Here is a 16276-nt window from a genome sequence, read left to right on the forward strand (position 1 = left end):
ATTAGGGTACGAGCACTGCGCGTCCGGTGACCTTGCCGTGTTCGAGACGGTCGAGTGCGTCGCGGGCATCAGCGAGGTCGAAGCGGGCTACTTCTACCGTTACCAGACCGGCCTGTGCCAGGGCGATGGAATCGACGAGGTCGTTTCTGGTGCCGCCGTACGACTTCCGGATCGATGCGCCCCACGGCCAGCCTGGTCCGCCGGCAGCTTCGGCAGTGATTCCGGGGTTTCCGCCTCCGAGACCTACCATGCGATACGCGCCGTTCGGCGCAACCGCTTGAACGGACATCTGTGCAGTTGCGTCGATACCGACGAAGTCGAAGATGACTTCTGCGCCTCTGGCCGATGTGAGGTCGAGGATGTGCTGCGCGGTGTCCGGTCCCGATTCGAGCGTGATGTCGGCGCCGCAACGTTTGGCGAGATCGAGTTGATCCTGTCCGACATCGACGGCGATGATGCGCACGGCACTGATTGCGCGAAGTATCTGTACTGCAACGTGACCGAGTCCGCCGACGCCGATCACGACGGCGGTGGCACCGGGCTGGAGATGTTCGCGGGCACCGCGAATGGCGTGGTAGCTCGTCAGCGCTGCATCGGCGAGTGGTGCGGCCTGCAGGAAGTCGAGGTCGCCGATGGGTACGAAGGAGCGAGCCGGGATCTTGACGTACTCGGCCATCCCGCCCTCAGGGCCGAGTCCGGGGCAGGGCGGCATCGCGGTGCGTCCAGCGGCGAGGCACATATTCTCGTTGCCGCTCATGCATTCTCGGCACTGTCCACATGACCAACAGAGGTAGACGACGCCACGCTCTCCGACGGAACGGCCGTCGACGCCACTCCCGACGGCTTCGATCGTTCCGGCAATTTCGTGGCCGATTGTCAGCGGTTCTTCGCGCATCTTGTACGGAAAGTGCAGGAGATGGAGATCGGAGTGGCAGATTCCCGCTGCGCCCACCCGAATCAGTAGTTCCGACGGGCCGATCTCCGGGACCGGCACGTCGTTGATTTCCAGGAGCCCGGGCCCCATGAGCTGGGCTGCCTTCATGAGCTGACCTCGCTGACCTCGGAGTTGTATGCGGCGCTCAGGTACGCGTTGCTGCGGTCGGATCCGATCAGACCCGGTGCCATCTTGTTCATGACGTAGGCGAAGGTCATCCGTCGGTCCAGATCGTTGACCAGCATCGAGCCGCCGATACCTGCCCACCAGCAGGTGCGTCCGTCGGGAATCAGTGGCGCGGTAACCGGATGTGGCAGTCCGTAGCCGATGCCGAACTTGAGTGGTGTCATGATCCCGAGATCGATACCGTCGGCTTGGATCTCGAAGATCAGGTCGATGGTGCTCTGCGAGAGCAGCTTCCGGCCGTCGAGCACACCACCGTTCGAGATCAGGGATTGGACCCGAGCGATAGAACGTGCGTTGCCGTGGCCGTTGACTGCGCCGATCTCGGCTTCCCGCCAGGGTGCGGTGTTGACCTCGGGGTAGTCGAGCAGTGGGCAGGTCAGGGTCTTGATGAAGATGCTGTCCTGGTCGAGCGTGGACAGGTCGAACTCCAACGCGGGCGGCGGAACCATGGTGGCGATTCGACCGAAATGCTCTGCGGACGTGCCGATATGGAAGTCGGCTCCCAGTGGACCGGAAAGCTCTTCGGCAAAGAACCTGCCGAGAGTTCGCCCGTCGATGCGACGAATGACCTCACCGACGAGATGGCCGTAGTTGATCGCGTGATAGCCCGACGCCGTACCTGGGGTCCACCAAGGCTTCTGGGTAGCGAGGCGAGCGGTGGACGCCTCGAGGTCGTAGATGTCCGTCAGTTCGATCGGGCGCTCCCAACCGGAGACGCCAGACGTATGCGACAGGAGGTGGCGAACTTCGATGTCTTCCTTACCGTTTGCCGCAAATTCGGGCCAGTAGTGAGCAACTTTCTGGTACACGTCCAATTGGCCGCGTTCGACCAGCAGGAGCGCACACAGGGCCGTCATGGTCTTGGTGATGGAGAACGTGTTGACGATGGTGTCGCTGCCCCAAGGAGTGGTACGGGATTCGTCGGCGTACCCGCCCCAGAGATCGACCACGGATTCTCCGTCGACGGTGATGGCAACGGAGCCGCCGAGTTCTTCACCGGATTCGAGTTGAGCCTCGAAAGCCGCTCGGACGGCGTCGAACTCGTTGTCGCAGTGACCGTTCACCAGACTCATGCGCGATCCGCCTTCTCGAGTTCGTGTGCTGCTGCACGCGCGGCAACAGGTAGCTTGTTTCCGGAGGCCGCAGCACGCTTGGTGCCCTTGGCGATTTCCTTGTTCATGTTGCGGACGTAGGGATCGAACTCGAGCTGGATGGTGTGCCGCGGCGACTTGTAATAGGGGGCGAGGAAGTACGCCTCGTCGGCTTTGGTGATCTCCTGCATCTCGTTCGCAGACGGCAGTTGGTATTTGCCGGTCAGGTAGGCCGCGACGAGTTTGCTCTGCTGCTCGGCGAAGTTGACGAGTGTCGGCATGGGCTGCGCCAGTCCCATGAAGAAGAGGTTGTCGATGCCGGGCTTCATCATTCGTTTGAACAGTGGGAATCGGTTGTCTTTGTCCGGCAGCAGATTCGGATCGCTGAAGAAGGGGAAGCTGATGTTGTAGCCGGTGGCGCAGATGACCACGTCGACGTCCTCGGCGGTGCCGTCCGCGAAGTGAACCTGCTTTCCGTCGAGTTTGGTGATGGCAGGCTTGAAGGTTATGTCGCCTGACCCGGCGCGTCCGAGGAACTCGCCGCTGGCCGACGGGTGGGCCTCGAAGGGGCGGTGGTCCGGCTTCGGCAGACCGTAGCCTTCCATCGTTCCCAGATTCTTGCCGAGGAATCGACGACTCAGGAACAGTCGTAGACCACGCGGCATCCAGGGCGGGGTGATCAGTTTGTCGCCGGGTACACCGCCGAGATATTTCGGCAGTACCCAGACTCCACGGCGAGCCGACACGATGAGCTTGTCGGCGAGGTATCTCTGGCCCAGTTCGGAGGCAATATCCAAGCCGGAGTTGCCCATTCCGACCACGACTACCTTTTTGCCGCGCATGTCGACCGGGTCGAACGGGTCGTTGTAGCTGTGGCTGTGCATGAGGACCCCGTCGAACTCACCTGGGTAGTCCGGGATGTTGGGATCCCAATGATGTCCGTTGCAGACCATCAGGACGTCGTAGGTGCGAACTTCGCCGTCCGAGCGCGTGATGGTCCACAGCCCGTCTGTATCACGTTCTGCTGCAACAACACTGGTGTTGAAGATGATCGACTCACGCAGTCCGAAGTGCTCGACGTAGTCCTTGAAGTACTGGAAGAGTTCGGAGTGGTGCGGGAAGTCGGGAAGGTCAGCGGAGACCGGGAAGTCCTCGAATGCCAAGCGCCACTTCGACGTGTCGATATGCAGGCTCTGGTAGCAGGCCGACATCCCGTTGGGATTCTTGTAGTACCAGTTTCCGCCGACCTCGTCGGACGCTTCGTAGCAGTCGAAGGGTATTCCGAATTCCTTCATTCGCTTGGCCGTCGTGATTCCGGTAGGCCCGGCGCCGATGATGCACACGCTCGGCAAGGGGGAGGGGCTCATTCGCCATCGCTTTCTGTTCTGTTTCGGGCGTGCGAGAAGAAGAATCGAATCCCGAGAAGTGACTTGAGTCATAGTGCGCCACTCGCTGACGTTGTGTCAATGAATGACGCAATGTTTTTTGGTGACGGCGAGTCGGTGATTTGCCAGGAGGTTGAAATGCGAGCAAGGTGGGCGACGTGAGCACGACTACGGACGGCCCGAAGAACAGGCGGGGAACACTTCGCGACGAGCAGAAACGCGCGACGCGGGCCAAACTCGTGGACGCCGCACGCACTCTGTTCGAGGAGCGGGGATACGCGGCCGTGACAGTCGATGACATCGCCTCGGTCGTCGGATGCAGTCGAGCCACGTTCTACGTGCATTTCGCCAGCAAAGTGGAGATGCTCAAGACGATCGGCGCGGCCGGGATGGCGGCGAGTGCGTTCGCTTTCTACATCGATCTCGATCGGGTCCTCGACACGAACTCTCGCGTGGAGTTCACTGCGTGGCTGGAGCGTGCCTTCGACTGGTTCGACGAGAACAAGCGCCTGCTGCCGGCGTGGGACGAGGCCGTGGCACTCGAACCGGAGTTCCGCGAGACAGCGCGAGACGGTATGACCCAACTACCGAATGCCATGCCCAAGTACCTGGGCCGTTGGCCGGAGGAACAGCACGACGAGGCGAGGTTGCGCGTCGAACTGCTCGTGAGTCAGTTGGAGCGATTCTTCACACGCTGGGCCGTGCAGGGGACGATCGACGTGACTCGGATGCAGGCGGCCGAGGTTCTGACCGACATCTGGTTCCCGGCCCTGTCGCCGGAATCGAAGGGCGTCGACGAGCGGTAGAGGCTAGCTCGGATCGATCTCCACGCCGATCGCACCGGTGAGCAGTTCTCTGGCTCGTTCGATGGGGATCGAGCCGCTCAGCCAGCGTTCACTCAGACCCTCGACCAGGGCGGTGAGTCGCTCGGCGGCGTCGGCCGGGCTTGCCTTCGGGTCAGCGAGCCCGGCATCCTGCGCTTGGCGGATCAAAGATTCGACGTCGTCGGCCCACTCTTGCGTCGTGGTGCGTAGCGGTTCGCGCAGCTCGTCGGCGAAGACTGCGCTTGCTCGGAGTTCACCCCAGGCGATGCTGTTCTCTCGAATCTTCGGGGCATTCTGAAACTCCAGCAGGAGCATCTGCTCGAGCTGCGCACGAGGGTCTGTCTCCGTGAAGGCGCTTTCGGTGTACAGCGCGGCGCGATCGTTGATGTGATCGAGGGCCCGGCGCAGCACACCTGCACGGTTCTGGAAGTGGTAGTAGATGAGTGCCGTCGACACTCCGGCCTCGGCAGCGAGCGTCTCCACCCTCAGCCCGCGTACGCCGTGTTGGGCAATGACGCGGACTGCTGCTTCCAAGATTTGCGTTTGGCGGTTCGACACGAGTCCGAATTCTACGAGGGTGGTCGGGACAGGTTTCTAGTCCGCGGGTTCCTGCTGGGTGGTGCAGTGAATGCCGCCACCACCCGCGGCGATGGCGTCGATGTTGATCTGCACGACACGGCGGTCGGGGAAGAGGCGCTCCAATTCACTTCTGGCGGCCTGGTCGGCCTCGGGGTCACCGAACTCGGGTGCGATGACCGCCCCATTGCATACGTAGAAGTTGATATATCCGGCTGCGAAATCGTCCGATTCGAAGTCGGGCCTGATCGCGACCGGCGCCTCGAGGACCACCACTTCCAGCTTCCGTCCCTGTGCGTCGGTCGCGTTCTGGAGAATCTCGAGGTGACGTGCGGTCACGTCGTGGTCGAACGACTCCGGGTCTGTGTCGAGGCCTGCGACCACGACACCTGGGCGTGCGAAACGGGCGTAGAAGTCCGTGTGGCCGTCCGTGATGTCCTTGCCGGCGATTCCCGGTAGCCAGATGATCTTGTCGAGACCGAGCAGGGGGCCGAGTTCGGCCTCGACGTCCGACTTCGACCATCCCGGGTTGCGGTTGTTGTTGAGTACACAGCTTTCGGTGATGATGGCTGTGCCTTCGCCGTCGACCTCGATGCCGCCGCCTTCGAGGATCAGGTCGGTAGGCAATGATTCGACTCCCGCACGGGCGGCAACGAAAGCTGCGACCTGGCCGTCCTTATCAAAATCCTGCTTCTCGCCCCAACCGTTGAAGTTGAAATCGATACCCGCTTTGGTCCCGTTGCCTTTCACGAATACAGGGCCGGTGTCGCGCATCCAGAGGTCGTCGAGAGGCGCGGCGATCAGTTCGACCGATGGGCCGACGAGGGAGCGAGCCAAGTCCAGTTCCTCGGAACGAACAAGCATCGAGACGGGCTCGAACTGCGCGATGGTCTGCGCGATAGTCGCGAGGTTGCGCTGGACTTCGGGCAGGAGGGCTGCTCCCCAGATCGCTTCGCTGGCACCGAACGCCATCCAGGTGCGCTTGTGCGGATCCCCCTCTTCCGGCATCACCCACTCGCGAAGATCGTCGTCTCCATTGCTCCCGCCCGAGGCTGAGTCGGAATCGCCGCAGCCTGCCAAAAAGAGGCCACTGAGCGCAGCGGCGCCTGCCTGAATGAACCGACGTCTTTGCATTGCGGTGACTCCTTGTGCTGTGTGCGTGCGCGCCCGGTCCGCGTCCTGCTTGCATGGAGCGTAAACCTTGACTGAAAATTTAGTCAAGGAAGTAGTGCCAGTTCGAGACCGTTTCGGCGGGCGACACGACGGATCGAAGGACTCATCCGTCGGAAGGTCACGAGTCGATGAGTCCTTCGACCGTTCCCCGCCATCCGCGGCGCTGGTAGTCCCGGGGCGACATGCCGTGGGCACCGATGAAGACCTTGGTGAATCCGGACGCGTGCGCGTAGCCGAGTCGACGGGCGGTATCTCCGGCCGAGAAGCCCTCCTCGAGATAAGCGCGGGCGAGGGTCATCCGCAACTGACCGCGCCAGCGCGGGAAGCTCTGGCCGGTGGCCGCTACGAAGCGTTTGTGGAGCAGGCCCTCGTCGACGCCGAGTCGAGCGCTCCACTCCGGCAGCGTGCGCGAATCGGTGGGGTCCGCGCGGAGTGCGGTAAGGATCGTTTCGACAGGATCGGTTCGGCCGCCGGGTGTCCGCGTCGCCGCGCTGTTTCGGATCAGCCTCGAGATCCTCGCTGGGTCATGGATTTCGGGGCGCAGAAGGGTGTAATTCGCAACGACCGTGTGTAACAGATACGCCTCCGCTTCGCGCGCGAAGTGCAGCACTCGTGGCGGCGGTGCAGTGACGGGAGAGTCGCCAGGCTGGGATCCGAGCGGAAGTAGAAGCGAACCCTCCGCGATCTCGACGCTGTTGCGTACTCCCGCGGGAAGCCACATCGCGTCGCCCCGCCTCAGATTCCAGGTTCGGTCGCCGAAAGTGACCCGGGCGGAGCCTCGGTAGATCCAGACGATGACGTGAAAGTTGTTGACCCTGGCCCACGTTCCGCTTGCGGGAATCGTCGGCGGTATCGGCGCCGAGCCTGAGTGGGCGCCTTCCTCGGACAAGAGTACGACGCTCTGTGCCAAGGTCTCGTTCTCATGGATCGGCGCTGAGCCTTGGTTTGCACGTGTGTAGTCACTGGGTGTCACACCGGTGTGTTCACGGAAGGCACGGGTGAATCCCGCGGGCGTCGCGAATCCGACCTGCCCACCCGTCCATCCGATTTCGCGGCCGGAGTTCAGGTATGCGATTGCTGCCGCGATCCGGGCCGAGGTGCGCCAACGCGCGAAAGGCAACCCCGTCTCCTCCGTGAATCGGCGCTGCAGGGTGCGGACGCCGATCTTGAGTTGCCGGGCGAACTGGGAAAGCTCCGTGTCGTCGGCTGGCGTCCGTAGAAGCGTGCGAGCGATCTCGAGGGTCTCGGCCGAGCGTGGCAAATTCGGTGGGGCGTACGACACCGAAGCGTCGGCGTCGTTGGAATGGGCCCCCGCGACAAGCTCGAGTAGTCCGGCCCCCACAGTCGCCCCACCGCGCAGAAATCCCAAGTTGTGCGCGAACTGGTGGACGAGCCAGTCCTGCCAGGCTGCCGGGATCTCGAAATCGATGATCCGGTTCAACGTGGGCGGCAGGTCGGCAGCGGGCATCGGAATGGGAAACGCGACCGCTCCCGGGTCGACTCGGATGCTGTAGGCGATTCCCGCGGGCACCCAGGTTGCCGCCCCAGCGGTCACGCTGCGGGTGCGGTCGCCGATCTGTAGTTCCGCGTGTCCGGTGTGTACCCAGAAGAGCAGTGGCTCACGTGCATTCGCGATCAAGGAGAGTCGGGACGCGGGGATCTCGGGGACTTCGCCCGCGGAGAACACCAACCGTGGTCCCACGTATGCCCTCCCGATTCAGATGCTTTCTCACGCAGCCACCGATGAGTGTAAGAAGTCGGCACGCACGGATAACCGTAACCGATTAGGGCAGGCTAGCTTTATTCAATGGCCCTCCCGCCGTGATCGAGCGTGGGTCGAACCCCCCGTCTGTGCGCTTCCGAGGAGTCTTTCCGTGCCCCGAAACACCCGTCCGACAACGGCGTACTCAGTCACCTTGCGTGAACTCGAGGTACGTCGGGTGACAGACGTGACGCCGGGCATGCGGAGAGTGACGCTCACCGGAGCGCAGCTCGACACCTTCACAAACGCCGACGGCTTTGCCGAGCCCGCCTTCGTCAGCACCGGCTTCGACGACGACCTCCGATTGTTGTTCGCCTATCCTGGCGAAACCGATCCGGTCTTGCCGGTGATAGTCGACGGCACTGTGACTTTCGCAGCGGGACGCCGTCCACTTGCCCGCGCGTACACCGTGCGCCGTTACGATCCGCGAACAAGGGAACTCGACGTCGATTTCGTCGTTCACGGCGGTGGAGTTGCTACCACCTGGGCGCGCGACGCCGGCCCGGGCGACCGAATGCACATCGCGGGTCCCTCTGTATCGCAGGGACTCCCGGAAGATTGCGAGTATCTGCTCGTCGTCGGTGACGAGACGGCGCTACCTGCGATCGCACGTCTGCTCGAGGAATTGCCTGCCGATGTCAGGGGGCATGTGTTCGTCGAAATTGCGGACTCGGCTCACATTCAATCGGTGCGCGAGTTGCCCGGGGTGAGTGTCACGTGGTTGCCACGCGAGGGGGCGGAGCCCGGCACTAATTCTTTGTTGCTCGACGCGGTCAGTGCAGTCGAATGGCCTGACGGACGCGTATTCGCTTGGCTTGCAGGCGAACAGGCGACGATTCGCTCGCTTCGGCGTCATTTGATTCGTGATCGAGGAATTGCGAAGACCGACATCGATTTCACCGGCTACTGGAAACGCAGCGACACAGTGCGCACAGATTCCTGACCCGGCTCCATCGCTCGGTAAGACCGAAGCGCTCGATAACACCGAAAGGCAGAAATGACAGTCCTGCGCACCAGACGATCACGGATCATCGGACTGATCGGGGCCGCGCTCGCCGCAGCGCTCCTTGTGTCCGGGTGCTCGGCCTCGGCCGAAAACTCGAAAACGGCGTCCACTCCCGGTTCGGAGGGGAACGCCCTTCCCGCTGCGGAAGGAACGACTACTTACCCGCTGACCCTGGAATCGCCATATGGTACAGGTATTCTCGAGAAGCGCCCGGAGCGGGTTGCCGCAATCGTCCCCAATGCCGTCGACACGGAAATGCTCCTCGCGCTCGGCGTCAAACCCGTTCTCTCCTCGTCGATGGTCAAGGAGTCGGCTTCCCAGTCGTACTTGCTGCCTTACGGCGCAGAGGATCTCGACACCTTCGAGTTCGCGATGGGCGGCACACTTCCCGTCGAAGCGATCGCCGCGAGCGAACCTGACCTCATCGTCGCCGTCGGCTGGGCCGACGGCCTGGGTGGTTTGTCGATGGGCGATTACTACGAACGTTTGTCCTCAATCGCACCGGTGGTGACGAGCCCCGACACGAAGTCGCGGATGCTCGTGCCGTGGAAGGAATCGATCCGCGTACTCGGCGAGACACTCGACCTCTCGAAGGCAGCCGAAAAGATCGTGGCGGACCATGATCGGTATTTTGCGAAGGTGCGTCAGGAGAACCCTGAACTCACTGGCCTGACCGCAACCTGGGCGATCTTCTACGGAACCGGCAATGGGCTGCAGTACCTTTCAGCGCCCGATTCGGCTCCGGCAACTTTCTTGGGCGAGCTCGGTTTTGCCGAGAACCCGCGTGCACAGGAGTTCGTCACCCAAAGCACTGTCGGCGAGGAACTTCTCGAGAACATCGATGCGGACTTCCTGCTGATCGGCCGCAGTGCCGCCGGCAGCGAGGAGGATTTCGACAAGCTGACCGGCGGGAAGCTCTTCCAAGCGCTGGGAGCGGTGTCCTCCGGTCGTTGGGTCGCTCTGCCTCCTCGCACCGCCGACGGTGGCGACGTTCTGTGGGCAATCACGAGCGGTGGCCCGATCGGAACGATGTGGGCGGCTGAACATATCGTGCCGCTCATCAGCGCGAAGCTGTAGGCGTACAACTGGAGAACGGAAAGCCCTCACCCGTCGCCACACGATTGTGTGGCGACGGGTCGTTCGTACAGCAGGTGTCCCGGGTTTGGGGGTTGCCTATGGGACGAAGAAGGTTGCGAAACCCGGGGTGACAGGTCCGGCGGCAGGCAATATGGCGACGGCAACTTGCCCGGCTCCAGTCTGCAGGGTTGCCTCTCCCGGGGTTCCTTGGTTGTCGCCAGAAAGCCGACCGGAGCCGGAGGCTCCTGTCGAGAGGTTCATCCAGCGCACTTCCGTCGAAAGCATGCAACCCCACCGCTCGTCTTTGGCGCCGGTGATCGTCACCGTGCCAGGTTGTTCGCCGACTACCGCCACACAGTGGACAGGGGGTGCATCGAAGCTGCCGTTTGGGTTCCCGAAAGGCGCCGGGTTGATTTGGAACGGAACGGTGACCGCCGCGGAGGCAACGGCTGCGGGCGCGAGAACCGAAACGGCCACTATGGATACGCAGGCAGATAATCGGCGTACGAGATTCGTCACGGTAACCTCCGGTAATCGAAGACGGTGTGGTGCCCATGCTCTACCCGGAGCGCAATTACCGCAAGGGGATCCAGTTTTCGAGCCAGCGGCGGTTCATGAATCGCTGAGTGCGTGACCGTTTGTAGAATCGTTGTCCTGCAACGCGTATCGGTTTACGAAGCCTGTATTGGGCGGTGAATAGCCCAATCGTGCTGGGCTCCACCGAAAGTACTAACTTTCCAGCCATCGGCCAGCCGGCTTGCGGTGTAGCTCGACAAAGCTGGTGTTGTTCGCAAGGCGGGCTGAACGATTTCTCAGGGAAGGCAATGGATATGGATGATGCGCTCGTTCCGCTCGAAGATGCACTCCCGCAGCTGTTCTCGCATCTTTCGCGGTTTCACGCTGGCGTGAGGGGTCTGCGGCGTGGGCAGCCAAGCCGCGTTTGGGGGTCGAGCCTCGAACTGTCGAATGATTGCGACAGCAGTGGATTTCGTTGGATAGAAGTGCGGAGACCAATCCTGTGGTGGTGGCTGCGGGTCTCGAAATCACGTTTCATCTACCAAACAAATGCTTGATCGCTAGAGTGTGTGCGACATCGAAAGCCCGACAAAGCTCGATTTCGAAGGAGTTCGTATGGTTGCACCTCAGGCTTATGTCGTCGATGCGCTCCGCACTCCGGTGGGTAAACGGCACGGCTCGCTCGCAGGAGAGCACCCAGCGGACATGGGGGCCCACGTGATCACATCGATTCTCGACCGCACTCGACTGGACCCGATGGCCGTCGACGATGTGATCTTCGGTTGTGTCGACGCTATCGGGCCGCAATCGGGCAACATTGCCCGCACCGCCTGGCTTTCAGCAGGCCTACCGTTGGACATCCCAGGAACGACAGTCGACAGACAATGCGGATCTTCACAGCAAGCCGTCCACTTCGCAGCGCAAGCGGTCATGAGCGGGACCCAAGATGTGGTGCTTGTCGGCGGTGTGCAGAACATGTCCTCGATTCCTATCTCGGCGGCAATGCGTGCCGGCAACGAGTACGGATTCGACACGCCCTTCAGCAAGTCCCGGGGGTGGGCAGCACGATTCGGCGAGGCCGAAATCTCACAGTTCGTCGGCGCCGACCTGATTGCCAAGAAATGGGGTATCAGCCGTGAAGACATGGAGGAGTGGGCACTGCAATCGCATCAGCGTGCCCGTGCTGCCATCACAGACGGCCGATTCGAGCGTGAGACAGTGTCATTGGGCCAATGCGTCGTTGACGAATGCCCACGAGAGACATCCATGGAGCAGATGGCTGCACTGCCCGCATTGAGGGATGGCTCGTTGCTGACGGCTGCTGTGGCTTCGCAGATCTGTGACGGCGCATCAGCGGCCCTGATCGTCTCCGAGAAGGCGCTCGAGGTTCATGGATTGAAGCCACGTGCGCGCATTCATCATATGAGCGTGCGCGGCGACGATCCGATGCTGCAGCTCTCGGCGCCGATACCCGCGACGAAGTATGCACTGGCGAAATCCGGCATGGCGATCGGCCAGATGGATACCGTAGAAATGAACGAGGCATTCGCTTCGGTAGTTCTGAGCTGGTTGATCGAGACGGGTGCAGATCCCTCCCGGGTCAATCCCAACGGTGGTGGAATCGCACTGGGCCACCCTCTTGGGGCCACTGGCACCAAGTTGTTCGCCACGATGTTGCACGAGTTGGACCGCATTGATGGACGGTACGGACTCCAAACCATGTGTGAGGGTGGTGGGACCGCGAACGTCACCATCATCGAGCGGCTGAGCTGAGCTCGCGAAATTGGGCGGCATGGAAGACCTTCTGTTGTAGCGCTTTGTCGGGTGCAACGCGCCCAACAGGGGTGCCGTGGCGCGGTGTGCGACGATCCGAGTGTGGGAGAACAGGCGGATCGTCTTGCTCGTGGTGAGTGGTATCTCGATGATGACGAGCTGCGGGAACGGCGGCTTGAGTGTTGGCGTCGACTCGACTCGTTCAATGGGGCTGCGGCGGACGACGACGCTGTCCGCTCACGGGCTCTCGCCAGCCTTTTTGGTGAGGTAGGTGACGGAGCTTTGGTGGTGCCGCGGTTCCAATGCAGCTACGGACACAACATTCGGCTCGGAGCCAACGCATTCGTCAACGCGAACGGGTTCTTCATGGATGATGCGCTGATCACGATCGGCGCGGACGTGAGGATCGGGCCTGGAGCCCAGCTGATGACAGCGTTGCACCCTGTCGATGATCATCGACGGCGCCGCGAGGGATGGGAGCGGGCTGCTCCGATCGTCATCGGTGAGAACACGTGGCTCGGCGCCTCAGTCACTGTCGGTGCAGGAGTTTCGATCGGTCACAACGCCGTGATCGGCGCGGGAAGTGTGGTCTTGCATGACATTCCTGATCACGTCGTTGCTGCTGGATCGCCGGCAAGGGTTATCCGTCGGACACCTGCCGAAGTTGAGGGACTGCAACGCGAGCACTAGGGCATGCGATGTCAGAGGGTGATCGTGCGGGTGGGCTCCCAGATGGCGGGGTCGCGGTGGGTGACGACGAAGACGGTGGCCGCCAGTTCCCGCACGGCGCCGGCGATACGGCGCTCGGTGGCCTCGTCGAGGGCCGAGGTGGCTTCGTCGAGAACCAGGACGGGAGCGTCTTTGAGGAAGGCGCGAGCGATCGCCACCCGCTGACGTTCGCCACCGGAGAGAGCGGCACCCTGGTGTCCGATGTCCTGATGAATGCCGAGCGTCGAGCGGTCGAGAACGGCGCCGAGGGCAGCGCGCCTTGCGGCGTCCTCGATCTCGGTTTCGGTAGCGCCCGGTCTTCCAAGTCCGATGTTCTCCCCGAGGGTGCCCGAGAACACGAGTGGGTCCTGCGGCACGTAGCCGATATGTGCCGCCAGAGCGTCGTAGGGCAAGTCGCGCAATGAAACTCCGCCCAGAGTGACGCTGCCTTGGTCAGGATCGTCGAAGCGCATGAGCAGCCCGAGAAGTGTGCTTTTCCCCGTACCCGAGCGTCCTGCGACGAGAACTCGCTCACCCGCGGGGATCTTCGCGGTGATGCCGCGCAGAACCGGAGCGTGGTCTACCCCGGCGACCTCGATGTCAGTTCCAACAGGGCGCGCGGCGTCCCGGGGTGCGGGCTCGGCCAGTGCGGGAGCCGAAGTCGCTGTGCGGTAGTCGCGAACCGTTGCGCGCAGCTCGTTGACTCCGATTCCGGCCAGGGCGAGTTCGTCGAGCGGCGCAGCGGCGCGGGCGGTGAGGATGACGAGGGCGAGAGCGGCTGCGGGATCGTCGAATCCGGTGGCAGCGAGGAAAATCACTGCACCTGCCAACGGCACAATGGTGGCGATCGCCGAGATGAATGTCGCTGGTGCCGCGGCGAGATTTGTCCGTGCAAGCGCGGCTTCCTGATTCCGCCAGCTTCGCTCGATTCGTTCGATGGAACGTGTGGGACCGGCTGCCGTACGCAGTAATTCGAGATGATCGGTGAGTTCGAGTGTCGACTGAGTTGCTGCGAGCTCGGCTTCGTGTCGGCGCTCGTCCGCTCGGCTGAGCGCACGCTGGGCCAGCGTCTGAGCGGCGAGCGACACGGCGAGCAGTCCACCGACGAGCAGCATGACACCTGGCCCCGCGACGACCGCGATCCCAGGAAGCAGGAGCAGCGGGATCAGCGGTGCAACCAGGAAGGTCTGAAGTTGGTGCGCGGGAACACTCATCAGCGACGGGATCCCGCGCCCGGCGACGGTGGCGAGCAGTGCCCGGTTGTCGTCGGTGAACCAGGACAGTTTCGCACGGGCGAAGGCATCGCCGAGAGCGTCGTAGAGATCGCCGACGAGTCGAGCCCCGGTGAAGTAACCGCCCCGCGAGACCAGGACGGTCACGAATAGAGCGATGGTGGCCGTGGCCAGGACGAGAACCGGCGACCGGTGATCAGCGATCGAGAGCGCGAGGGTGGTGTACGCGATCGCCTCTAGGACAGCGACGGACACCCAACCGAGTCCGATGGTGATCAAGCGTCGTCGGGCTACATTGGCGCTGTTCATTATTCGGCTCCAGTCAGGGCTGCACTGTGCGAGGCAGCGTCGTTCACGTTTCGACCGCCGAGGTCGAGTCGATCGTCGGCATCGTCTGCAAGAGCGGGGTCGTGGGTGACGATCACAATCGTCTTTCCTTCGTCATGTGCGAGGTGTCGCAATTCCTTCAGCAGTTCGGCGGCCGTGCGATCGTCGAGTGCACTGGTCGGCTCGTCGAGCAGCAGTACTGCTGCGGGCGAGAGGAACACCCGAGCAAGCCCGACGCGCTGACGTTCTCCTCCGGAGAGTGAAGTGGCGTCGGCATCGAGGCTGACGTCGATCTGTGCCCGGCGTAGTGCGGCGGTGTATTCCGCGTCCGTTGCATCGGGGGCGGCCAGCGCGATGTTCTCGCGCACCGTGGCAGGTAACACGTCTGCGCCCTGGGGTGTGAGCAGAAGGGACTGTGGCCGCAGGTTCTCGTCGATCACGGTGATGCTACGACCTGCGTAGCGGACGGTACCCAGTTCCGGGATCTCGAAGCCGGCCAATGCTTTCAGGAGCGTCGACTTGCCCGCTCCACTCGGTCCCGTGATCGCAGTGATCGTGGCTGGGCGGAATGCATGCGCGACGTCGTCGACGACTCTGCGGTCCGCGATCGTGACAGTCAGGTTGACGATCTCCAGTCGATCGGAGGGACTCGAGGCCGGAACGGTTGGCGCTTCACCGGCAGGGAGGGTGGGTTCGTCCAGGGCAGCGGCGAGCCGGCCCGCAGCAGAGCCTCCAGCAGCGACGTAGTCGAGGCCGTGCCCGAGCCGCAGGGCCGGTGTCACGATTGCGAGGCTGAAGAGAATGGTGGCGGCCAACGTCGTTGCATCCCAGTGAATTCCGACGGCATAGGCGATCGCGAACGTCGCCGTCGCCTGCATGAGGGCAACGGCGACGGCCGCAGGGGTAGCCACGAGTCGAACGCGCTCCTGCATTCCCCGGGTGAACCGTGCTGTCGATTCTGCATAGTCGGCGGCAGCGCCGGTCTGCGCACCGTAGATCCGGCAGACGCGGATGCCGCGGGCATAGTCGTCCACGGCAGTCACGATGTCGCCCATGACATCCGCGCTTTCAGCGCTGTGCCGAGCGGCCATTCGGGGGATCACGACCAGGTAGAACAGAGCTGCCACGATGCCGGGAGCCAGAGCGAGAAGCGCCACGGGGCCGGCTGAGGCAACCAACGCCGCGATCGTGACCGCGGGGACCACGATGAGTGTGGCGAACTCTGCCGGTAGGTGCGCAGTCATATGGTGCAGCGCCGAGATGTCGTCCGAAACGAGCCTCCGCAGTGCGTCTCCGCTGTAGCGGGACAGCGTGCTTGCCGGTAGGCGAACGAGGTGGGCTGCGAGTTGGCGGCGAACCCTTGCCTCGAAAAGCGATTCCGCGTGGTGCGAGAGCCACGACGATGTGGCAGCGAGCGCGACGCCCACGAGCCAGAGCGCACATGCCCACCCGGCCCAGCTCATCGACGGTTCACCGATGAGTTGCACGACGCACCAGAGCGCCCCGAGCATCGCGACCCCCGACGCTGCGGCCGCGACGACCCCGGCAGCCAATGCAGGCAGCGCCGGGCGCAAGGCCGGGACCAGCGACGGTTCGACGAGAGGGCGGGGCATGGATAACTCCTTGAATCAGCGTCAGGGTGCAGGCACGACAAATGACCGAGACCTAAGGTTAGGGGTCGATGGCTCCATGTGGTTATCGCCGTA

14 protein-coding genes and 1 pseudogene are annotated in these 16276 nt (G+C 62.9%); 6 read left to right on the forward strand and 9 right to left on the reverse strand.

Annotated elements, in window-relative coordinates:
* Window position 1 precedes the first annotated feature (1 nt).
* The 3 genes from QM609_RS01670 to QM609_RS01680 are packed head-to-tail and all read right to left on the reverse strand — an operon-like array spanning window position 2 to window position 3578.
* On the reverse strand, window positions 2-1042 hold the full coding sequence (locus QM609_RS01670) for an NAD(P)-dependent alcohol dehydrogenase (protein ID WP_030536186.1): 1041 nt from the start codon (window positions 1040-1042) through the stop codon (window positions 2-4).
* On the reverse strand, window positions 1039-2193 hold the full coding sequence (locus QM609_RS01675) for a serine hydrolase domain-containing protein (protein WP_007730288.1): 1155 nt from the start codon (window positions 2191-2193) through the stop codon (window positions 1039-1041). Before QM609_RS01675 ends, QM609_RS01670 begins: the two co-directional genes overlap by 4 nt.
* Window positions 2190-3578, reverse strand: coding sequence for a flavin-containing monooxygenase (locus QM609_RS01680; RefSeq protein WP_007730290.1), 1389 nt, complete (start codon window positions 3576-3578; stop codon window positions 2190-2192). The genes QM609_RS01675 and QM609_RS01680 overlap by 4 nt, the downstream gene beginning before the upstream one ends.
* Before the next feature lie 167 nt (window positions 3579-3745).
* Here QM609_RS01680 and QM609_RS01685 point away from each other — a divergent pair, with 167 nt between their 5' ends.
* Window positions 3746-4402, forward strand: coding sequence for a TetR/AcrR family transcriptional regulator (locus tag QM609_RS01685; RefSeq protein WP_050654995.1), 657 nt, complete (start codon window positions 3746-3748; stop codon window positions 4400-4402).
* A gap of 3 nt (window positions 4403-4405) precedes the next feature.
* Here QM609_RS01685 and QM609_RS01690 read toward each other — a convergent pair whose 3' ends face one another.
* From QM609_RS01690 to QM609_RS01700, 3 genes are all read right to left on the reverse strand, one after another.
* Window positions 4406-4978, reverse strand: a complete 573-nt coding sequence (locus QM609_RS01690) for a TetR/AcrR family transcriptional regulator (protein ID WP_050654996.1) — start codon at window positions 4976-4978, stop codon at window positions 4406-4408.
* 36 nt (window positions 4979-5014) lie between these two features.
* Entirely contained in the window at window positions 5015-6130 is a 1116-nt protein-coding gene (locus tag QM609_RS01695; protein ID WP_050654997.1) for an agmatine deiminase family protein, read from the reverse strand.
* A gap of 157 nt (window positions 6131-6287) precedes the next feature.
* Window positions 6288-7871 (reverse strand): helix-turn-helix transcriptional regulator, encoded by a 1584-nt coding sequence (locus QM609_RS01700; RefSeq protein WP_050654998.1) that lies wholly within the window; start codon window positions 7869-7871, stop codon window positions 6288-6290.
* Between the two features lie 172 nt (window positions 7872-8043).
* Here QM609_RS01700 and QM609_RS01705 point away from each other — a divergent pair, with 172 nt between their 5' ends.
* Both QM609_RS01705 and QM609_RS01710 read left to right on the forward strand, forming a co-directional pair.
* Entirely contained in the window at window positions 8044-8874 is an 831-nt protein-coding gene (locus tag QM609_RS01705) for a siderophore-interacting protein (RefSeq protein ID WP_064443569.1), read from the forward strand.
* 54 nt (window positions 8875-8928) lie between these two features.
* A complete protein-coding gene (locus QM609_RS01710; protein ID WP_050655000.1) occupies window positions 8929-10014 on the forward strand; it encodes an ABC transporter substrate-binding protein in 1086 nt (361 codons plus the stop codon).
* 96 nt (window positions 10015-10110) lie between these two features.
* Here QM609_RS01710 and QM609_RS01715 read toward each other — a convergent pair whose 3' ends face one another.
* Window positions 10111-10491, reverse strand: coding sequence for a hypothetical protein (locus QM609_RS01715; RefSeq protein WP_050655001.1), 381 nt, complete (start codon window positions 10489-10491; stop codon window positions 10111-10113).
* A gap of 654 nt (window positions 10492-11145) precedes the next feature.
* Between QM609_RS01715 and QM609_RS01720 the strand changes: the two genes are divergently transcribed.
* From QM609_RS01720 to QM609_RS01725, 3 genes and pseudogenes are all read left to right on the forward strand, one after another.
* Entirely contained in the window at window positions 11146-12303 is a 1158-nt protein-coding gene (locus tag QM609_RS01720) for an acetyl-CoA C-acetyltransferase (RefSeq protein ID WP_030536178.1), read from the forward strand.
* A 102-nt stretch (window positions 12304-12405) separates the two neighbouring features.
* Window positions 12406-12564 (forward strand): annotated as a pseudogene (locus tag QM609_RS29195) (maltose acetyltransferase domain-containing protein); the annotation flags it as partial.
* Between the two features lie 24 nt (window positions 12565-12588).
* Window positions 12589-12993, forward strand: coding sequence for a sugar O-acetyltransferase (locus tag QM609_RS01725; RefSeq protein ID WP_349307376.1), 405 nt, complete (start codon window positions 12589-12591; stop codon window positions 12991-12993).
* An 11-nt stretch (window positions 12994-13004) separates the two neighbouring features.
* Here QM609_RS01725 and QM609_RS01730 read toward each other — a convergent pair whose 3' ends face one another.
* Window positions 13005-14552: an ATP-binding cassette domain-containing protein gene (locus QM609_RS01730; RefSeq protein ID WP_050655002.1), complete on the reverse strand. Its 1548-nt coding sequence runs from the start codon at window positions 14550-14552 to the stop codon at window positions 13005-13007.
* Entirely contained in the window at window positions 14552-16183 is a 1632-nt protein-coding gene (locus QM609_RS01735; RefSeq protein ID WP_050655003.1) for an ATP-binding cassette domain-containing protein, read from the reverse strand. The genes QM609_RS01730 and QM609_RS01735 overlap by 1 nt, the downstream gene beginning before the upstream one ends.
* Window positions 16184-16276: the final 93 nt, after the last annotated feature.

The organism is Rhodococcus sp. IEGM 1302 (assembly GCF_030056935.1).
In the GTDB taxonomy this organism is placed as follows: Bacteria; Actinomycetota; Actinomycetes; order Mycobacteriales; family Mycobacteriaceae; genus Rhodococcus_F; species Rhodococcus_F qingshengii.